16 protein-coding genes are annotated in these 15,051 nt (G+C 69.7%); 8 read left to right on the top strand and 8 right to left on the bottom strand.

Going from position 1 to position 15,051, the window contains the following annotated elements:
• The first annotated feature begins 171 nt into the window (after positions 1-171).
• The 3 genes from EV668_RS11195 (at position 172) to EV668_RS11185 (ending at position 3,695) form a co-directional block, all read left to right on the top strand.
• Positions 172-2,490 carry a xanthine dehydrogenase family protein molybdopterin-binding subunit gene (locus EV668_RS11195; protein WP_245513009.1) on the top strand — a complete coding sequence of 773 codons (2,319 nt, stop codon included), beginning with the start codon at positions 172-174 and terminating at the stop codon, positions 2,488-2,490.
• 130 nt (positions 2,491-2,620) lie between these two features.
• On the top strand, positions 2,621-3,364 hold the full coding sequence (locus EV668_RS11190) for an AzlC family ABC transporter permease (RefSeq protein ID WP_133769814.1): 744 nt from the start codon (positions 2,621-2,623) through the stop codon (positions 3,362-3,364).
• Positions 3,357-3,695 carry an AzlD domain-containing protein gene (locus EV668_RS11185; RefSeq protein WP_133769813.1) on the top strand — a complete coding sequence of 113 codons (339 nt, stop codon included), beginning with the start codon at positions 3,357-3,359 and terminating at the stop codon, positions 3,693-3,695. The genes EV668_RS11190 and EV668_RS11185 overlap by 8 nt, the downstream gene beginning before the upstream one ends.
• A gap of 51 nt (positions 3,696-3,746) precedes the next feature.
• On the opposite strand, the gene EV668_RS11180 is transcribed toward EV668_RS11185, so the two are convergent.
• Positions 3,747-4,154, bottom strand: a complete 408-nt coding sequence (locus EV668_RS11180) for a PRC-barrel domain-containing protein (protein ID WP_425359602.1) — start codon at positions 4,152-4,154, stop codon at positions 3,747-3,749.
• 115 nt (positions 4,155-4,269) lie between these two features.
• Between EV668_RS11180 and EV668_RS11175 the strand changes: the two genes are divergently transcribed.
• The 4 genes from EV668_RS11175 (at position 4,270) to EV668_RS11160 (ending at position 8,475) form a co-directional block, all read left to right on the top strand.
• Complete coding sequence (locus tag EV668_RS11175) at positions 4,270-5,343, top strand: ligase-associated DNA damage response exonuclease (RefSeq protein ID WP_133769812.1); 1,074 nt, start codon at positions 4,270-4,272, stop codon at positions 5,341-5,343.
• Positions 5,340-7,151, top strand: coding sequence for a cisplatin damage response ATP-dependent DNA ligase (locus tag EV668_RS11170; protein ID WP_133769811.1), 1,812 nt, complete (start codon positions 5,340-5,342; stop codon positions 7,149-7,151). Before EV668_RS11175 ends, EV668_RS11170 begins: the two co-directional genes overlap by 4 nt.
• Entirely contained in the window at positions 7,148-7,606 is a 459-nt protein-coding gene (locus EV668_RS11165) for a secondary thiamine-phosphate synthase enzyme YjbQ (RefSeq protein ID WP_133769810.1), read from the top strand. The genes EV668_RS11170 and EV668_RS11165 overlap by 4 nt, the downstream gene beginning before the upstream one ends.
• Before the next feature lie 212 nt (positions 7,607-7,818).
• Positions 7,819-8,475: a response regulator transcription factor gene (locus EV668_RS11160; RefSeq protein ID WP_133769809.1), complete on the top strand. Its 657-nt coding sequence runs from the start codon at positions 7,819-7,821 to the stop codon at positions 8,473-8,475.
• An 18-nt stretch (positions 8,476-8,493) separates the two neighbouring features.
• On the opposite strand, the gene EV668_RS11155 is transcribed toward EV668_RS11160, so the two are convergent.
• Entirely contained in the window at positions 8,494-9,027 is a 534-nt protein-coding gene (locus tag EV668_RS11155) for a hypothetical protein (protein WP_133769808.1), read from the bottom strand.
• Between the two features lie 118 nt (positions 9,028-9,145).
• On the opposite strand from EV668_RS11155, the gene EV668_RS11150 reads away from it, so the two are divergent.
• Positions 9,146-9,430 carry a hypothetical protein gene (locus EV668_RS11150; RefSeq protein ID WP_133769807.1) on the top strand — a complete coding sequence of 95 codons (285 nt, stop codon included), beginning with the start codon at positions 9,146-9,148 and terminating at the stop codon, positions 9,428-9,430.
• 10 nt (positions 9,431-9,440) lie between these two features.
• On the opposite strand, the gene EV668_RS11145 is transcribed toward EV668_RS11150, so the two are convergent.
• The 6 genes from EV668_RS11145 to EV668_RS11120 all read right to left on the bottom strand — a co-directional run bounded on the left by EV668_RS11145 (position 9,441) and on the right by EV668_RS11120 (position 15,039).
• On the bottom strand, positions 9,441-11,441 hold the full coding sequence (locus EV668_RS11145) for an AI-2E family transporter (RefSeq protein ID WP_133769806.1): 2,001 nt from the start codon (positions 11,439-11,441) through the stop codon (positions 9,441-9,443).
• A 93-nt stretch (positions 11,442-11,534) separates the two neighbouring features.
• Positions 11,535-11,981 (bottom strand): GlcG/HbpS family heme-binding protein, encoded by a 447-nt coding sequence (locus EV668_RS11140; protein ID WP_133769805.1) that lies wholly within the window; start codon positions 11,979-11,981, stop codon positions 11,535-11,537.
• An 84-nt stretch (positions 11,982-12,065) separates the two neighbouring features.
• Entirely contained in the window at positions 12,066-13,532 is a 1,467-nt protein-coding gene (locus EV668_RS11135) for an FAD-dependent monooxygenase (protein ID WP_133769804.1), read from the bottom strand.
• Between the two features lie 72 nt (positions 13,533-13,604).
• A complete protein-coding gene (locus EV668_RS11130; RefSeq protein WP_245513007.1) occupies positions 13,605-14,120 on the bottom strand; it encodes a Spy/CpxP family protein refolding chaperone in 516 nt (171 codons plus the stop codon).
• Positions 14,121-14,163: 43 nt separating this feature from the next.
• Positions 14,164-14,502, bottom strand: coding sequence for a GCG_CRPN prefix-to-repeats domain-containing protein (locus tag EV668_RS11125; protein WP_133769803.1), 339 nt, complete (start codon positions 14,500-14,502; stop codon positions 14,164-14,166).
• Positions 14,503-14,742: 240 nt separating this feature from the next.
• Positions 14,743-15,039, bottom strand: a complete 297-nt coding sequence (locus EV668_RS11120) for a hypothetical protein (RefSeq protein ID WP_133769802.1) — start codon at positions 15,037-15,039, stop codon at positions 14,743-14,745.
• Positions 15,040-15,051 lie beyond the last annotated feature (12 nt).

Below are 15,051 nucleotides of genomic sequence, written 5' to 3'. Positions count from 1 at the left end.
GCAGCCGGCGCCACCCTGCCGGGCGCTGCGGGCGATTGCGAAGCGCGGCACGACATGATTGTCTGACACCACCTTCCAGCCCTTCCAAGCTCCGGTCCCCACGCCATGCGCCACGGCTCGAACCAGCCTGTTCCCTGCGATGTGCCGGACCGCCCGGGCGCCGTCGCCGAAATGAAGTTCGGGATCGGCCAGCCCGTCCACCGCCGCGAGGACCCGACGCTCGTCCAGGGCCATGGCCGCTACACGGACGACGTCCAGGTCGAGGGGCAGGTCTACGCCGCCTTCGTGCGCAGCCCCTATGCGCACGGCGTCATCCGATCCGTCGATCTCGATGCGGCCCGCGAGATGCCGGGCGTCCTCGCCGTCTACGGCGCGCAGGACCTCGCCCATTACGGCGACTTCCCGAACGTCACGGCCTTCAAGAACCGCGACGGCTCGGCGATGCTGAAGCCGAAGCGCAAGCCCTTCGCGGCCGACCGGGTGCGCTTCGTCGGCGATCCGGTCGCCTTCGTCGTCGCCGAGACGCTGGTCGAGGCGCGCGAGGCGGCGGAAGCGGTCGCGATCGAGATCGATCCGCTGCCGGCGGTGCCGACCGCGAGGGACGCCGTCGCCGAGGGCGCGCCGAGCCTCTACGACGAGATTCCGGGCAACGTCTTCCTCGATTACCAATACGGGGATGCGGAGGGTGTCGAGGCCGGGATCGCGAAGGCGGCCCATGTCACGAAGCTCGCCATCGACAGCCACCGCCTCGTCATCAACCCGCTCGAACCGCGCTCGGCGATCGGCGAGTGGGATCCCGAGCAGGAGAAATACACGCTCACGGCCGGCTCCCAGGGTGCCTTCGGCATGCGCAACATGCTGGCCGGCGTGCTCGGCACGGGTCGGGACAAGGTCCGCGTGCTGACGGGGAATGTCGGCGGCTCCTTCGGGATGAAGATCGCGCCGTTCCCGGAATACGTCGCGGTGATGCATGCGGCGCGCGATCTCGGCCGGCCGGTCAAATGGACCGACATGCGCTCGGAGAGCTTCGTCGGCGATTTCCACGGCCGGGGGCTCGAAGCCGAGGCGGAGCTCGCGCTCGACGCGGACGGCCGCTTCCTCGCCCTCCGGATCAAGGGCCTCGCCGATCTCGGCGCCTATCTCGCGCCGGTCGCGCCGCTCTTCTCCTCGATCAACATCCCGAAGAACGCCGTCGGCACCTATCGCACGCCCGCCGTCTCGGCCGAGGTGCGCTGCGCCCTCACCAATGCCGTCCCGGTCGGCGCATATCGCGGCGCCGGGCGCCCCGAGGGCAACTACATCATGGAGCGCCTGATCGAGCAGGCGGCGCGCGAGATGGGTCTCGATGCGGTCACGCTGAGGCGCCTGAACCACATCCAGCCGGATCAGATCCCCTACACGACGCCGGTCGAGACGACCTACGATTCCGGCGAGTTCACCGCCATCCTCGACCGGGCGCTCGAAGCGGCCGATTGGGACGGCTTCGCGGCCCGGCGCGAGGAGAGCCGCGCGCGCGGCCTCCTGCGCGGGCGCGGCATCGGCCAGTATCTCGAGGTCACGGCGCCGCCCGCGAACGAGATGGGCGGCATCCGCTTCGAGGAGGACGGCACCGTCACCATCGTGACCGGCACGCTCGATTACGGCCAGGGCCACTGGACGCCCTTCGCGCAGGTGCTCTCCGCCCATCTCGGCGTGCCGTTCGATAAGATCCGGCTGCTCCAGGGCGATTCCGACCAGCTCATCGCGGGCGGCGGGACGGGCGGCTCGAAATCGCTGATGGCGAGCGGCGCGGCCATCGTCGAGGCCTCGCAGAAGGTGATCGGGATCGGCCGCGTGATCGCGGCGGAGCTGCTGGAAGCCGGCGTCGGCGACATCGAGTTCAAGGACGGCCGCTTCACGATCGCGGGCACCGACCGCGGCATCGGCATCATGGACCTCGCCGCGCAGCTGCGCGCCGGCGTCTCGATGCCGGACGGGGTCCCGACCTCGCTCGACGTCAAGCACGTCCATGAGGCGGCGCCCTCCGCCTATCCGAACGGCTGCCACGTCGCGGAGGTCGAGGTCGATCCCGAGACCGGGACCGTCCAGGTCGTGCGCTACGTGATGGTCAACGATTTCGGCACGGTGGTGAATCCGCTTCTCGTCGAGGGACAGCTCCATGGCGGCGTGCTGCAGGGCATCGGCCAGGCGCTCATGGAGCGCACGGCCTATGACGAGGAGGGCCAGCTCGTCTCCGGCTCCTTCATGGACTACGCCCTGCCGCGGGCCGAGGACGCGCCGCCCTTCGTCTTCGAGAGCCGCCCCGTCCCCGCCACCACGAACGTCCTCGGCGCCAAGGGCTGCGGCGAGGCCGGTTGTGCCGGCGCGCTGCCCTCCGTCGTGAACGCGCTGAACGATGCGCTGTCGGAGGTCGGGGCCAGGGGCGTCGAGATGCCGGCGACGCCTGCCCGTGTCTGGCGCGCCATCGCGGATGCCCAGGCGGGGCGCTAGGCTCGATGGTGTCCACCCGCTCATCCCGGCGAAAGCCGGGATCCAACTCGCAGATGCCGCTGGATTCCGGCTTTCGCCGGGATGAGCGGAAAAGGCTCGGTGCCGGCGCCGGTCGGAACCGACGCGTCCCGTGAACGTGATCACGCGGCGTTACGCGCTTGCGGGCGCGCGGTCGGCGCTCGTCCTGCCGGCGTGGATCATCGGCTTCTCGTTCCTCGGCGTGGGCAGCCTCGTGAGGGATGTCGGCCACCCGATCGGCGCGGCGATGCTGTCGACGCTGATGATCTATGCCGCGCCGGCCCAGTTGATCCTTTATACGGCCCTCGCGAATGGAGGATCCGTGGTCGCGGCGGCGATCGCCGTGGCGTTCTCCGCGATCCGTCTGTTCCCGATGACGCTGTCGCTGATGCCCTATCTGCGCCGGCCGAACCAATCGACCGCCGAACTCGTCCTCCTCGCCCACCCGGTCGCCGCGACGATCTGGATCGAGAGCATGCGGCGCCTGCCGCCGATGGAGCAGGCGGGCCGCGTGCCCTATTACGCGGGCTTCGCGATCACCTGCACCACCATCTGCGTGACGATGACGGGGATCGGCTACGCCCTGGTCGGCGCGCTGCCGGTCGCGCTGGCGGCCGGTCTGGTCTTCATCATCCCGATCTACTTCACCATCGCCATGGCGTTCGGCGCGATGAGGCTCGGCGACTGGCTCGCGATCGGCCTCGGGATGGCCCTTCTGCCCGTCGCCACCTGGGCCGTGACCTCCGATTACGACATCCTGGCCGGCGGATTGGTGGCCGGAACGATCGCGTATGGGATCGACCGTTTCAGGCGCAGGCGGACCGAGCGCGTGCCGTCAGGATCGAGCGATGTCTGACGCGCTCTGGCCCTATCTGATCGTGATCCTCGCGGGTTTCCTGCCCAACGAGGCATTCCGCGTCGCGGGGGCACTGCTCGGCCGGCGCGTCAACGAGCGCTCCGAGTTCTTCACCTGGATCAGGATCGTGGCGGTGGCGCTCCTGGCGGCGGTCGTCTCGAAGCTGATCCTGGCGCCGCCCGCGATCCTGGCTGCCGTGCCGCTCTGGCTGCGGCTCGCCTCGGTCGGGCTGGGGCTCGGATCCGCCTATGTCGCGCGGCGCTCCCTCCTCGTCGGCATCCTCGTCGGCGAGGCCGTGCTGATCACCGGCGCCTGGTACTACGGACCGTAATCCCGCATCCGGAGAGCCGCGTGCCGGCCCTCCGGATGTTTCAGGGACGGCTCAGATGCCCCAATAGGGCGTCACGCCGTAATAGGTGTGCAGCTCGCGCTCCTTGTCGCGCTCGCGCCACCCGTAATCGTCGCCGCGATAGAAGTCCGGGGCGCCCTGGATCTGGTCGGCCGTGAGGTCGGTCCGGTAGCCGCCGAGATCGACGTCGTAGCTCAGCTTGCCCCACGGGATCGTATAGGTCTCCTCGCCGAGTCCGAGGAAGCCGCCGAAGCCGAGGACGGCATAGGCGACCTGGCCGCTCTTCTTGTCGATCATCAGGCGCTTGATCGAACCGACGCCGCGCTGGTCCGCGCCATAGACCTCGGTGCCCTCGACGCGGTCGCTCTCGATCAGCGGATTCGAGCCCGTCGCCGGGTCCCGTGCCATCCGTTCCTGCATCGAGCCGAATGATTCAGCCATCACATCCTCCTCCGTTCGTGGTTGGGAAGGAAACGGCCGTCTCCGCGAATGTTTCCGTTCGTCTCGAACGCGACGGGAGCGGCGATCGCCGCCCGGACCGCCTATATGAGAGGTCATGGCGTCCCGCGCGGCCGATCTCCTCACCCTCACGCCCCAGGGGCTCTACTGCCCGGCGGGCGACTTCCATGTCGATCCGCTCCGCCCCGTGGAGCGGGCGCTCGTCACGCACGGCCATTCCGACCATGCCCGGTTCGGCCACGGCCACGTGATGGCGACGCGCGAGACGCTGGCGATCATGGCCATCCGCTATGGCGAGGATTTCGCGCGCAGCACGCAGGAGGCGGTCCTCGGCGAGGTCGTCAGGGTCGGGGACGTGACCGTGACGTTCGTGCCGGCGGGCCACGTCCTCGGCTCGGCGCAGATCGTGATCGAGCAGGGCGGCCATGGCTCGTCCTGCCGCCTCGTCGTCTCGGGCGACTACAAGCGGGGTCGCGACCCCACCTGCCTCCCCTACGAGCCGGTCGCCTGCGACGTCTTCATCACCGAGGCGACCTTCGGCCTGCCGGTCTTCCGCCATCCGGACGTACGGGACGAGGTGGCGAAGCTGCTGCAATCCGTGCGGCTCTTCCCGGAGCGCGCGCATATCGTCGGCGCCTATGCCCTCGGCAAGGCGCAGCGCGTCATGGCGCTGCTGCGCGAGGCCGGCTACGACGAGCCGATCTGGCTGCACGGGGCGATGGAGCGGCTGACGGACTACTACCGCAGCGAGGGCATCGCGCTCGGCGAGACGCCGAAGGTCGCGGCCGCCGACCGCGCCTCGCTCAAGGGCGCGATCGTGATCTGTCCGCCCTCGTCGATCCAGGACGTCTGGGCGCGGCGCTTCCCCGATCCGGTCACGGCCTTCGCCTCGGGCTGGATGCGCGTCCGGGCCCGCGCCCGGCAGAAGGGCGTCGAGTTGCCCCTCGTCATCTCCGACCATTGCGACTGGGACGATCTCTGCCGCTCGATCCTCGAGACGCAGGCCGAGGAGGTCTGGGTCACGCATGGCCAGGAGGATGCGCTCGTCCATTGGTGCCGCAGCCGCGGCATCCGGGCGAAGCCGCTGCACCTGTTGGGCTATGGCGACGAAGAGGCGGGGGAGGCCGACGAGGCCCTCGCCGACGCGACGCCGGCCGAGGCCGAGGCATGAACCGCTTCGCCGGCCTCATCGACCGCGTCGGCTACGAACCGCGGCGAAACGCCAAGATCAGGCTGCTTGCCGATTACTTCCGCACGACGCCCGATCCGGAACGCGGCTTCGCGCTCGCGGCCCTCACCGGCGCGCTGACGTTCCGGCACGCCAAGCCCGGCATCATCCGTGGCCTCGCCATGGAGCGCACCGACCCCGTGCTCTTCCGCCTGTCGCGGGATTATGTCGGGGACACGTCCGAGACCATCGCGCTGATCTGGCGGGCGCCGGATCCACGACCTCCTCATGCTGAGGCGGCTGCCGCAGGCAGCCCTCGAAGCACGGCCGACGATGGTGCGTCCTTCGAGGCCTCGCTTCGCGAGGCGCCTCAGGATGAGGACGCGGGTGGAAGAGCTGCCATCGGCCACAACCATCCCCCCGCCGACGGCCCGCTCCTGTCCGAGGTGGTCGAGGGGCTGACCCATGCGGGCAAGGCCGAGCTCCCGGCCCTGATCGCCTCCTGGCTCGATGCGTTGGACGAGACCGGGCGCTGGGCGCTGCTGAAGCTGATCACGGGAGAGCTGCGCATCGGCGTCTCGGCCCGTCTCGCCAAGACGGCCGTGGCGAGCCTCGGGGAAGGCATCGCGCCCGACGATGTCGAGCAGGTCTGGCACGGGCTCGCGCCGCCCTATCTCGACCTCTTCGCCTGGGTCGAGGGGAGGGGGGAGAGGCCGGAAAGCATCGATCCCGCGCCCTTCCGCCCGCCCATGCTGGCCCATCCGGTCGAGGACGAGGATTTTGCGAAGCTCGATGCGGCCGATTTCCGGGCCGAGTGGAAATGGGACGGCATCCGCCTCCAGGCGGTGGCCGGACGCGACGGCGACGGCGAGACCGTGCGGCGGATCTATTCGCGCACCGGCGAGGACGTCTCCGCCGCCTTCCCCGATCTCGTCGAGGCGCTCGATTTCGACGGCGCGCTCGACGGCGAGTTGCTCATCGTGCGGGAGGGGCGCGTCGAGAGCTTCAACGTGCTCCAGCAGAGGCTGAACCGGAAGACGGTGACGCCGAAGATGCTGACCGAGTTTCCCGCTCATCTGCGCGTCTACGATCTCCTCGTCCTCGACGGCGAGGACCTGCGCGAGCGGCCCTACGACGAGCGGCGGCGGCTCCTCGAGGACCTCGTCGCGCGTCTCGGAGAGCCCAGGATCGACCTCTCGCCGCAGATCCCCTTCGCGAGCTGGGACGACCTCGCCGCCGCCCGCGCCGATCCCGCTTCCGCGGGGGCGGGGCCGGATGCGGACGCGATCGAGGGCTGCATGCTGAAACGGGCCGATTCGCCCTATCTGCCGGGCCGGCCCAAAGGTCCCTGGTGGAAGTGGAAGCGCGACCCGTATCTCGTCGACGCCGTGATGATGTACGCCCAGCGCGGCTCGGGTAAGCGCTCGTCCTTCTATTCCGACTACACCTTCGGCTGCTGGCGCGACGGCGAGAGCGGGCCGGAGCTCGTGCCCGTGGGGAAGGCCTATTTCGGCTTCACGGATGCCGAGCTGCTCAAGCTCGACCGTTTCGTCCGCAACCACACGACCCAGCGCTTCGGCCCGGTGCGCGAGGTCGCGTACGGCCCCGATCGCGGACTCGTGCTGGAGGTCGCGTTCGAAGGCATCCAGCGCTCGGCCCGGCATAAATCCGGCGTCGCGATGCGCTTTCCCCGCATCAACCGCATCCGCTGGGACAAACCGGCCGGCGAGGCGGACCGCCTCGACGCGCTCGAGCGAATCCTCTCCAAGGGAGAGACCGAGATGCATCCGACCGGAGGAGCCGGCCCATGAAGCGTGTCGCCGTCCAGACCCTCGCCGACGGTCCCGTGACGCGGCAGGTGCTCGCCCGGATCGTCGTGTCGACGCCGGGGCCGGGCTTCACCGAACTCACGGCGGATGTCGCGCGCCTGGTCCTCGCCAGCGGCATCAAGGCCGGCCTCGCGACGGTCTTCTGCCGCCATACCTCGGCCTCGCTCCTGATCGGCGAGAACGCCGATCCCGCCGTGCAGCACGACCTCCTGACAGCCCTGGACCGGCTGGCGCCGCGCCATGCCGGCTACGTGCACGATTCCGAGGGCCCGGACGACATGCCGGGCCACATCCGGGCCATGCTGACGGGGGCCTCGCTGTCCATCCCGATCATGGACGGGCGCCTCGGGCTCGGCACCTGGCAGGGCATCTTCCTCGCCGAGCATCGCGATGCGCCGCATCGCCGCGAAATCGTCGTCAACCTTAACGGGGGGTAAATTGCGCGGCGGCCATGACGGGGGCGCAGAAGGATTCTATGGTGAACGGCCATCGTTTCAGATTGTCGCACCTAGAGGCCGTTATGGACCCCTTCTAGCGTTCTCGCCGCTCGGCGAGAACGGGCCAAGGTCCATAACAGCCTCTACGCGATCGAACCAAAACAGAGCGGCCTGCGAATTGGGCGGGCAACTCCAGGCGGGAGACGCGTTCGTTGCAGGCTAGCGTCAAGATCATCATCGCCGACGATCATCCTCTCTTCCGCGAGGCGTTGCGGCGGGCGCTCGAAACCATCCTCCCCCAGGCCGAGGTCGCCGAATGTACGGGGCTCGACACGCTTCAGGAGCAACTCGGCCGCTCCCGCGACGTCGATCTCGTCCTGCTCGACCTGACCATGCCGGGGGTGCAGGGCTTCTCCGGGCTGATCTACCTCAGGGCCCAATATCCCGAGATCCCGATCGTGATCGTCTCGGCGAACGAGGATCCCGTCGTCATCCGCCGCGCGATCGATTTCGGCGCCTCGGGGTTCATCCCGAAATCGCTCGATCTCGACGGGATCGGCAACGCGGTGCGAACGGTGCTGTCGGGCGACATCTGGGCCCCTCCTGACGTCGATCTCGAGACGGCCGAGGATCGCGATACCTCCGACCTCGTGCGCCGTCTCGGTCGGCTGACGCCGCAGCAGATGCGGGTGCTGATGATGCTGTCGGAGGGGCTGCTGAACAAGCAGATCGCCTACGAGCTCAGCGTCTCGGAGGCGACGGTGAAGGCGCATGTCTCCGCGATCCTGCAGAAGCTCGGCGTCGACAGCCGCACCCAGGCGGTGATCGCGGCGGGCCGGATCGGCGCGACGGGCCGCACGAATTCCTGACGCGCGTCCCTGCGCGGCTCAGCGCGGGCGGCTCATGATCGAATAGGAACGGTAGGCGCGACCCCGGCGGGTCCAGGTGCCGCGGCGCGCTCCGCGGCCCACGCGCGGCGTGGGCTGGGTGGTCTGGTCGGGCGCGGCGTTGTTAGCCTCGGCCGCGCTGCTTTGCAGGTCGGACAGCTTCTGGGCCTGGGCGGCGAGGCTGCGGTCGGCCTCGCTCACGTCCCGCCTTACGGTCGACAGGCGGCGCTGTGCGGTGGCCAGTTCCGACTGCACGTCCGCCTTGGCCTGCGTCATGCGAGAGAGTTCCTCGCGCGTCGCGAGCATCTTCTTCTCGAGCCCGCCGGCCTCCGCGATCAGGGCCGTCTGCTTGGCGAGATCGGCCGAGAGCGTGTCGGCCTTCGTCCTCATCTCGACGAGTTGCAGCCGTTGCGCCTTCTGCACCGACGAGGCGGACCAGGACGAGAGACCGAACAGGACCCAGCCGAGCACGGCGAAGGCCGCGAGGATGAGCGCAAGCGGCCGCGTCAGTTCGTGCCTCAGATCGACCGCCATGTGACCTCGTGAACCCAGGGCGCGCCCGCGCGTGGCGAGAGCGATATTCGATGTCCTTGCGCCCAGCCATCGCTGATGGCGGCACATTATGATCGCAGCAAGGCGATCGATCCGCTAAATGCGAGGCTTCAGCCCGTACCTGAGAAAGATCGAGGACAGCCGGACCATGCCGCTGGTGGCGAGGCGCAAGGTCGCCGAGACGTGGAGGGATGCCGTGGGGCGCCGCGCGGGCCTGCGCGCTCCGTCGTGCCTCGCCAGATTCGACGCACTCCTCGGCGCGGGACTGGACGAGGGCGAGGCGGCCTATCGCGTCCTCGCGGAGGAGGACCTGCTCTGGGTCGTGGACGAGCCGGGTTCCGCGGCCCCAGCCGCCGGCGCCTCCGACGAGGTGCCGGCGGTCTGAGGTCGTCCGATCAGGCCCGTCCGGCGGCGAGCGGGGGCGCCTCACCCTCATCGGCGAGAGCCGCCTCCTGCGTCCCGTCCGTCGGGTTCAGCGCCGCATCGAGGCAGAGGGCCGCGGCGTCGACGAGCCGGCTGACGCAGGCATCGGACCGCGCGGTCTCGCAGACCGTCTTCGACTGGTCCTGCGCCGTCCCCCACGAGCCGACCACGATCCGCGCATCGGGGAAGCGGCGGCGGAGCCGGCGCACCGCGTAGCGGATATGCACCGGGGAGCCCGTATCGAGATAGGACAGGACGACGATGCGGGTGTCGTGTTCGGGCATCTGGACGATGCTCGCACCCGGCATCAGGCTCTCCGCAGCCTCGACGCGCGTGCCGAGGCCGTGCTTCTCGAGAATCTGCGCCAGCATCAGCGCGCCGATGCGGTCGAGTTCGTTCCGGCCCGCGATGCAGACGACGGCGGCCGCGCCACGCCAACCGGCCGGCAGGGCGGCGCGATCGATGACCGGGAGCCGCGCGGCCGAGAGGTCGGCCTCCTCCAGCGAAACATCGAGGCCCTCGTCGCCGGCCGCGCGCTTGACCTCGCGGCGGGTCTCGGGTCGCCGGTCTTCCGGATCGCCGGGCGGATCCTCGTGCTCCTCGAGGTCCTCGATGAGCAGCGCCATCGTATCGCCGATCCGCGTCAGATGATCGTCGTCGAGCGCCCGGCGCGAGAGATCGGCCTGGGCGAGACCGAGGCTCTTCGTCGCCACCTCGTCGTAGAAGGTCGAGAGCCGGTGCTCCTTGAGGAAGTCCTCCGCCTGTTCGATCGCCTCGCCGGAATCGCCGGCCAGGACTCTCTGGTAGAAGCTCTCGGTGACCGTGAGCGGTGGTCGGTCCCCCAGCATCACGTCGAGGAAGGCCAGCCGCTCGACATGGCGGCCGAGGACGACGAGGCAGACGGTCAGCGGCGTCGCCAGAAGGAGACCGATCGGCCCCCAGAGCCAGGTCCAGAACGTGACCGAGGCGATCACCGCGATCGGCGAGAGGCCGGTCGAGTGGCCGTAGACCAGCGGCTCGATCACCTGGCCCAGCAGGAATTCGGACACCCCGAAGAAGATCGCCGTGATGACCAGCATCGTCCAGTTCGGATCGACGGCCGCGGCCAGGACGAGCGGTCCGAGCGTGGCGATGACGACGCCGACATAGGGAATGAAGCGGGAGATCGCCGCGAGGATGCCCCAGAGGATCGGGCTCGGCACGCCGATCAGCCACAGCCCGATCCCGACGACGATGCCGAAACTTCCGTTCAGCAGCACCTGCACGAGGAAGAAGCGCGAGAGGCGGGTCGCGGCGTCGTTCATCGCCGCGGTCGTGCGCTGGAGGTCGCGCGAGCCGGCGAGGCGGATCGCGCGGTTCCGGAGGTCGCCGCGCTGGAGCAGCATGAAGACCGTGAAGACGATCACGAGGCCCGTCATCGCCAGGGGATGCAGCACCGGCGAGATGACGTTCAGCAACGTCGTGATCGGGCTCGACTGGGTGGTGATCTCGACCGGGATCGGCTTCTGGATCGGCGGTGCGGTCGGGTTGTCCGTCGCGGCCGGCTTCCGGCCGAACTCCTCCGACAGGTTCTGCAGCATGTCGGCGAAGCGTTCGAGGGGGCCGCTGCCGGAGGCGGCCGATTTCATCGCGCCGATCTTCTCGCGGATGGTCGATTGATAGCGCGGCAGCTCGCCGGCGAGGTCCGTTGCCTGGCTCGCGACCACGGTCGCGATGCCGAAGAGGGCGAGGAAGGCGAGCAGAACGACGAGAGCGACCGGGAAGGCGCGGCCCAGGCCGAAGCCTTGCAGCAGCCGCACCGGGATCGCGAGCACGAAGCTCAGCAGCACCGCGATGACGAAGGGGACCAGAACTTCACGGGCGAGATACAGGCCGGCGACGACGATCCCGGCGGCGACGAGCGCACTCGCGTTGAAGCGCGGCCCCTTACCCTCGACTTCGCCGCGCCGGGAAGAAGAGAACGCGCCCGCCATAGAACCATCCGATCCGCCGAGCCCGTTCTCGGCGGGGTCACAACGCGAGAGGTCCCCGATCGATCCGAGGCGTCTCCCCGATTTTGCCGGAGGTCAGGCCTTGGCGCCCGTGTCGCCGACGAGCCCTGCCGCCGTGATGCCGGCGAGGGCGCAGGCCTCGTCCTTGTCCGACAGGTCGCCCGAGACGCCGACGGCACCGATCACGGCGCCGCCGTCGCGGATGAGGACGCCGCCCGCGACCGGAACGAGCCGGCCTCCGCTCGCGACGGCTGCGGCGGTCACGAAGGCCTCGCCGGCGGGGCCCGTGGCGATGCGGTCGGCGAGAACCCGGCTGCCGGCCCCGACCCCGAGCGCGCCCCAGGCCTTCCCGGCCGCGATCTCGACCCGCAGGATGCCCGAGCCGTCCTCGCGCTTCAGCGCCACCATGTGTCCGCCGGCATCGAGGACGACCACCGTCATCGGCGCCAGCGACTGGGCGCGCGCGTCTGCAAGGGCCGCGTCTACGATCGTCGAAGCCTGTGCAAGGGTGAGGCTGGCCATGATCCGTCCTGTCTGCGGTGAGCGGTCTGCCTCCGCGGTAGCATCGGCGGGGGCGTGTTGCCAGCGCGGGGGCTGGCGGCTCCGTCAGCCGGCGCTCGCGAGGCGCCCGAGATAGCTCTCCGCGCTGCCCCAGTCGGAGGCCGATCCGGACAGCCCGACATAGCCGTCCGGCCGGACGATGACGAGCGTTCCCGGAACCACCGGCTTACGCGGCTCCGCTTCGAGCAGGGACGGGAAGCGCGCGGCGAGCCCCGCGCCTCGCGCCGCATCGTCGGTATAGAGGACGAAGCGAGGCTCGCGCCCGCTTCCGGGAGGCGCGCCTCGGTCGTGCCGGGGATCCCAGCGCGTGCCCCCTCCTGAGCCATGGGACAGCGGACTGTTCGGGTAGGCGATGTTGATCTCGCTCATCGTGGAGACCATCCCCGCCCGGACTGCCTTGAACCCCAGCAGGAACCGCATGACGGCATCGCGCAGAAACCGGGCGGCCGGCCGGGACAGGGTCGCCGCGGCCGTGAGACGCGTCGCGTTGCGCAGAACCATGTCGCCGACCGCCGAGCGCTCCGCGCTGTAGCTGTCGAGCAGGACCGGGTCGGCCGATCCCCGAACCACCATCGCCAGCTTCCAGGCGAGATTGATCGCGTCCTGCATCCCCGTATTCATGCCCTGGCCCCCGGCGGGGCTGTGGATATGGGCGGCGTCTCCGGCCAGGAACACGCGCCCGTATCGGTAATCGGCGACCTTCCTCTCGTTGATGCGGAAGTTCGACAGCCAGACAGGGTCCGTCAGACGGAAGCCGCCGCCGGCGCGCGCGTCGGCCAGGGCCTGGACCTCCGCCAGCGTCGGCGCGTCGCGCGGGCGGGACGGGTCGCTCTTTCCGACCGGCGCGACGACACGCGCCCTCCCGCCCGGCAGCGGAAACACGACGAAGGGGCCGTCGGGGTGAAAATGGATCGAGAGTTCGTCGCTCGGCGGCGCCTTCGGCCCCTCGATGCGGATATCGGCGAGCAGCCAGTCGTCCCCTTGAGCCGAGCCGGCGAACGTCGCCCCGAGGCCGTGCCGGACCGTGCTGTGGGCGCCGTCGCAGCCGATCAGCCAATCCGCCTGCACGACCTCCTCGCGGCCGTCGACATGGCGCAAAGTCGCCTCGACCCCGGTCTCGCGCGCCGTGAAGCCGGTCAGTTCGACCTCCCGCTCGATCTCGACCCCCAGCGATCGAAGATGATCCGTCAGGAGGCGCTCGGTGTCGCGCTGGGGGATCATGAGCGCGTAGTTGTACGCGCTCGCAATGGCATCGAAGCGCGGCGTGCCGAGGAGGGCGCCGTCGCTGCGGATGGCGGCGCCGCGGGCGCGAAGGCCCGCATCGAGGAAGGGCGCGGTGCAGCCCATCCGATCCATCAGTTCGAGGGTTCGGGACCACAGGACGAGGGCCTTCGACGTCTCGGTCTGATGGGGCGATGCGTCGATGATCCGAACGGCGATCCCGTATCGAGCAAGCTCGGCCGCCATCGTCAGACCCACCGGACCCGCGCCTGCGACGAGAACGGTCGGCATGTCTTGCTCCGCAGGCGGCAAGGGGTCGGTGCCGGCCGAGATCCGCGATGCGGATTCGGCCGGCACGTTGTCCTATTCTTCCTCGAAGAGCCAGAGCTCGGCCGTCGGTTGCGGCCTGCCGTAGCTCCCCTCGCGGAGGCCGAGGAAGGCCGGGATGCGCCGCCGCTGGGCATCGGTCAGCGACGTCACGAGCGGCTTCAGCGCCGTCGCGACGGTCTTGAGATCCGCAGCACGCGCGGCTTCCGCATCGGCGACGCGGACCAGGATGTCGACGAAATCCTGCGGCTGGGCTGCCTTGGCGCGGTCAGCCCGGCGCGCGGCGGCATTCTTGGCGACCTGGCGGATCGCGGTCTCGACGGGCGTCCAGAGCTTGTCTTGATCGGCGTTGAGACCGATCACCGTCTTGAGCGCGGAGAGCCGCGCCGCGAGCACCGCATCGGCGTCCTCCGCCGTGTGGAGTTCGATCATCTGGGGAGCCGCGCCGGGCTGGGCCGGGGCCGTCTGGGCCGGTGCGGTCTGCGCCTGCGCCGTCGCGCTTCCGAACGTCATCAGGGCGAATGCCGCCGCCAGAACCTTTATCGTGGTCATCGTCGGTCTCATGTCTCGGAGGGATCGGAGGGATGGGGCGCGGTCACTGCCAGGTGCCGTCGGGGCGGCGGCCGTGGAACGGCGTGTCGCGGCAATGTCCCCAGGGGCCGTGCCAGTAGCCGGGAGGGCAGCCGTTGCCGAAAAAGTCGGCGCGCGCGGCTCCGGCCCAGCCCCCGCCGGGGAGCGGACCGGAATAGGGCGTGTCGCGGCAGTGACCCCATGGGCCGCGCCAGGCGAACGGTCCGCAGCCGCCCGACACGAGCGTCACGTCGAGCGAAGGACCGGCCAGGGAACGGTCCATCGGAACGCCCGCAGCCGAAGCAGGCATAGCGGCGCAAACCGCGAGCCCGAAAGCCGCGGTAATGATCGGTAGGATTTTCATCGAATTATCCTCGTTTGACGATCGATGAAAAGAAGATGGGCCGTTTGTGCCGATTATCTTTTCGGGGAAAGCAGTAGGCGTGGCTATTTGCGAGAGCAATCGCTGGAAGCGTATGCGGAGCCCCGCCGCCGATGTTTTTCTTCAGGAGGTGAAGACGTCTCCCGCCGACGCGCGAATGACGGGGCTAGCGGTCGAGACGAAGGCGGGCTTCCGGCCGGCGGGGACCTGTCCCGATCCTCGTCAATCGATCGACGAGCGACCCCAGTCGGGGCGCGGGCCGACACCCGAAAAGGCCGGCTTGCCGAGGCCGTAATCGGAGCCGACATAGCCCGGGCCACCCATCACCCGCGTCGGAGGCCTGCGGGGGTGGCGCCGCGCCGGACCGTAATCCTGCTCGTCCCAGATCTGCCCATAGCGGGAGGGCTGCGGATAGCCATACGCGCCTATCGGTGGCTCGCGAAGATCGGCGGCCACGGCCGGGATCGCCGCAGCCAGCACGAGGCAGGCGGCGAGGCCGGAAATCACGACGAATCGCATGGGATCGGTCCT

The sequence above is a fragment of the Enterovirga rhinocerotis genome (assembly GCF_004363955.1).
Classification (GTDB): Bacteria; Pseudomonadota; Alphaproteobacteria; order Rhizobiales; family Beijerinckiaceae; genus Enterovirga; species Enterovirga rhinocerotis.
Note: the sequence above shows the minus strand (reverse complement) of the source record. Positions and strands in the feature narration are given on the sequence as shown.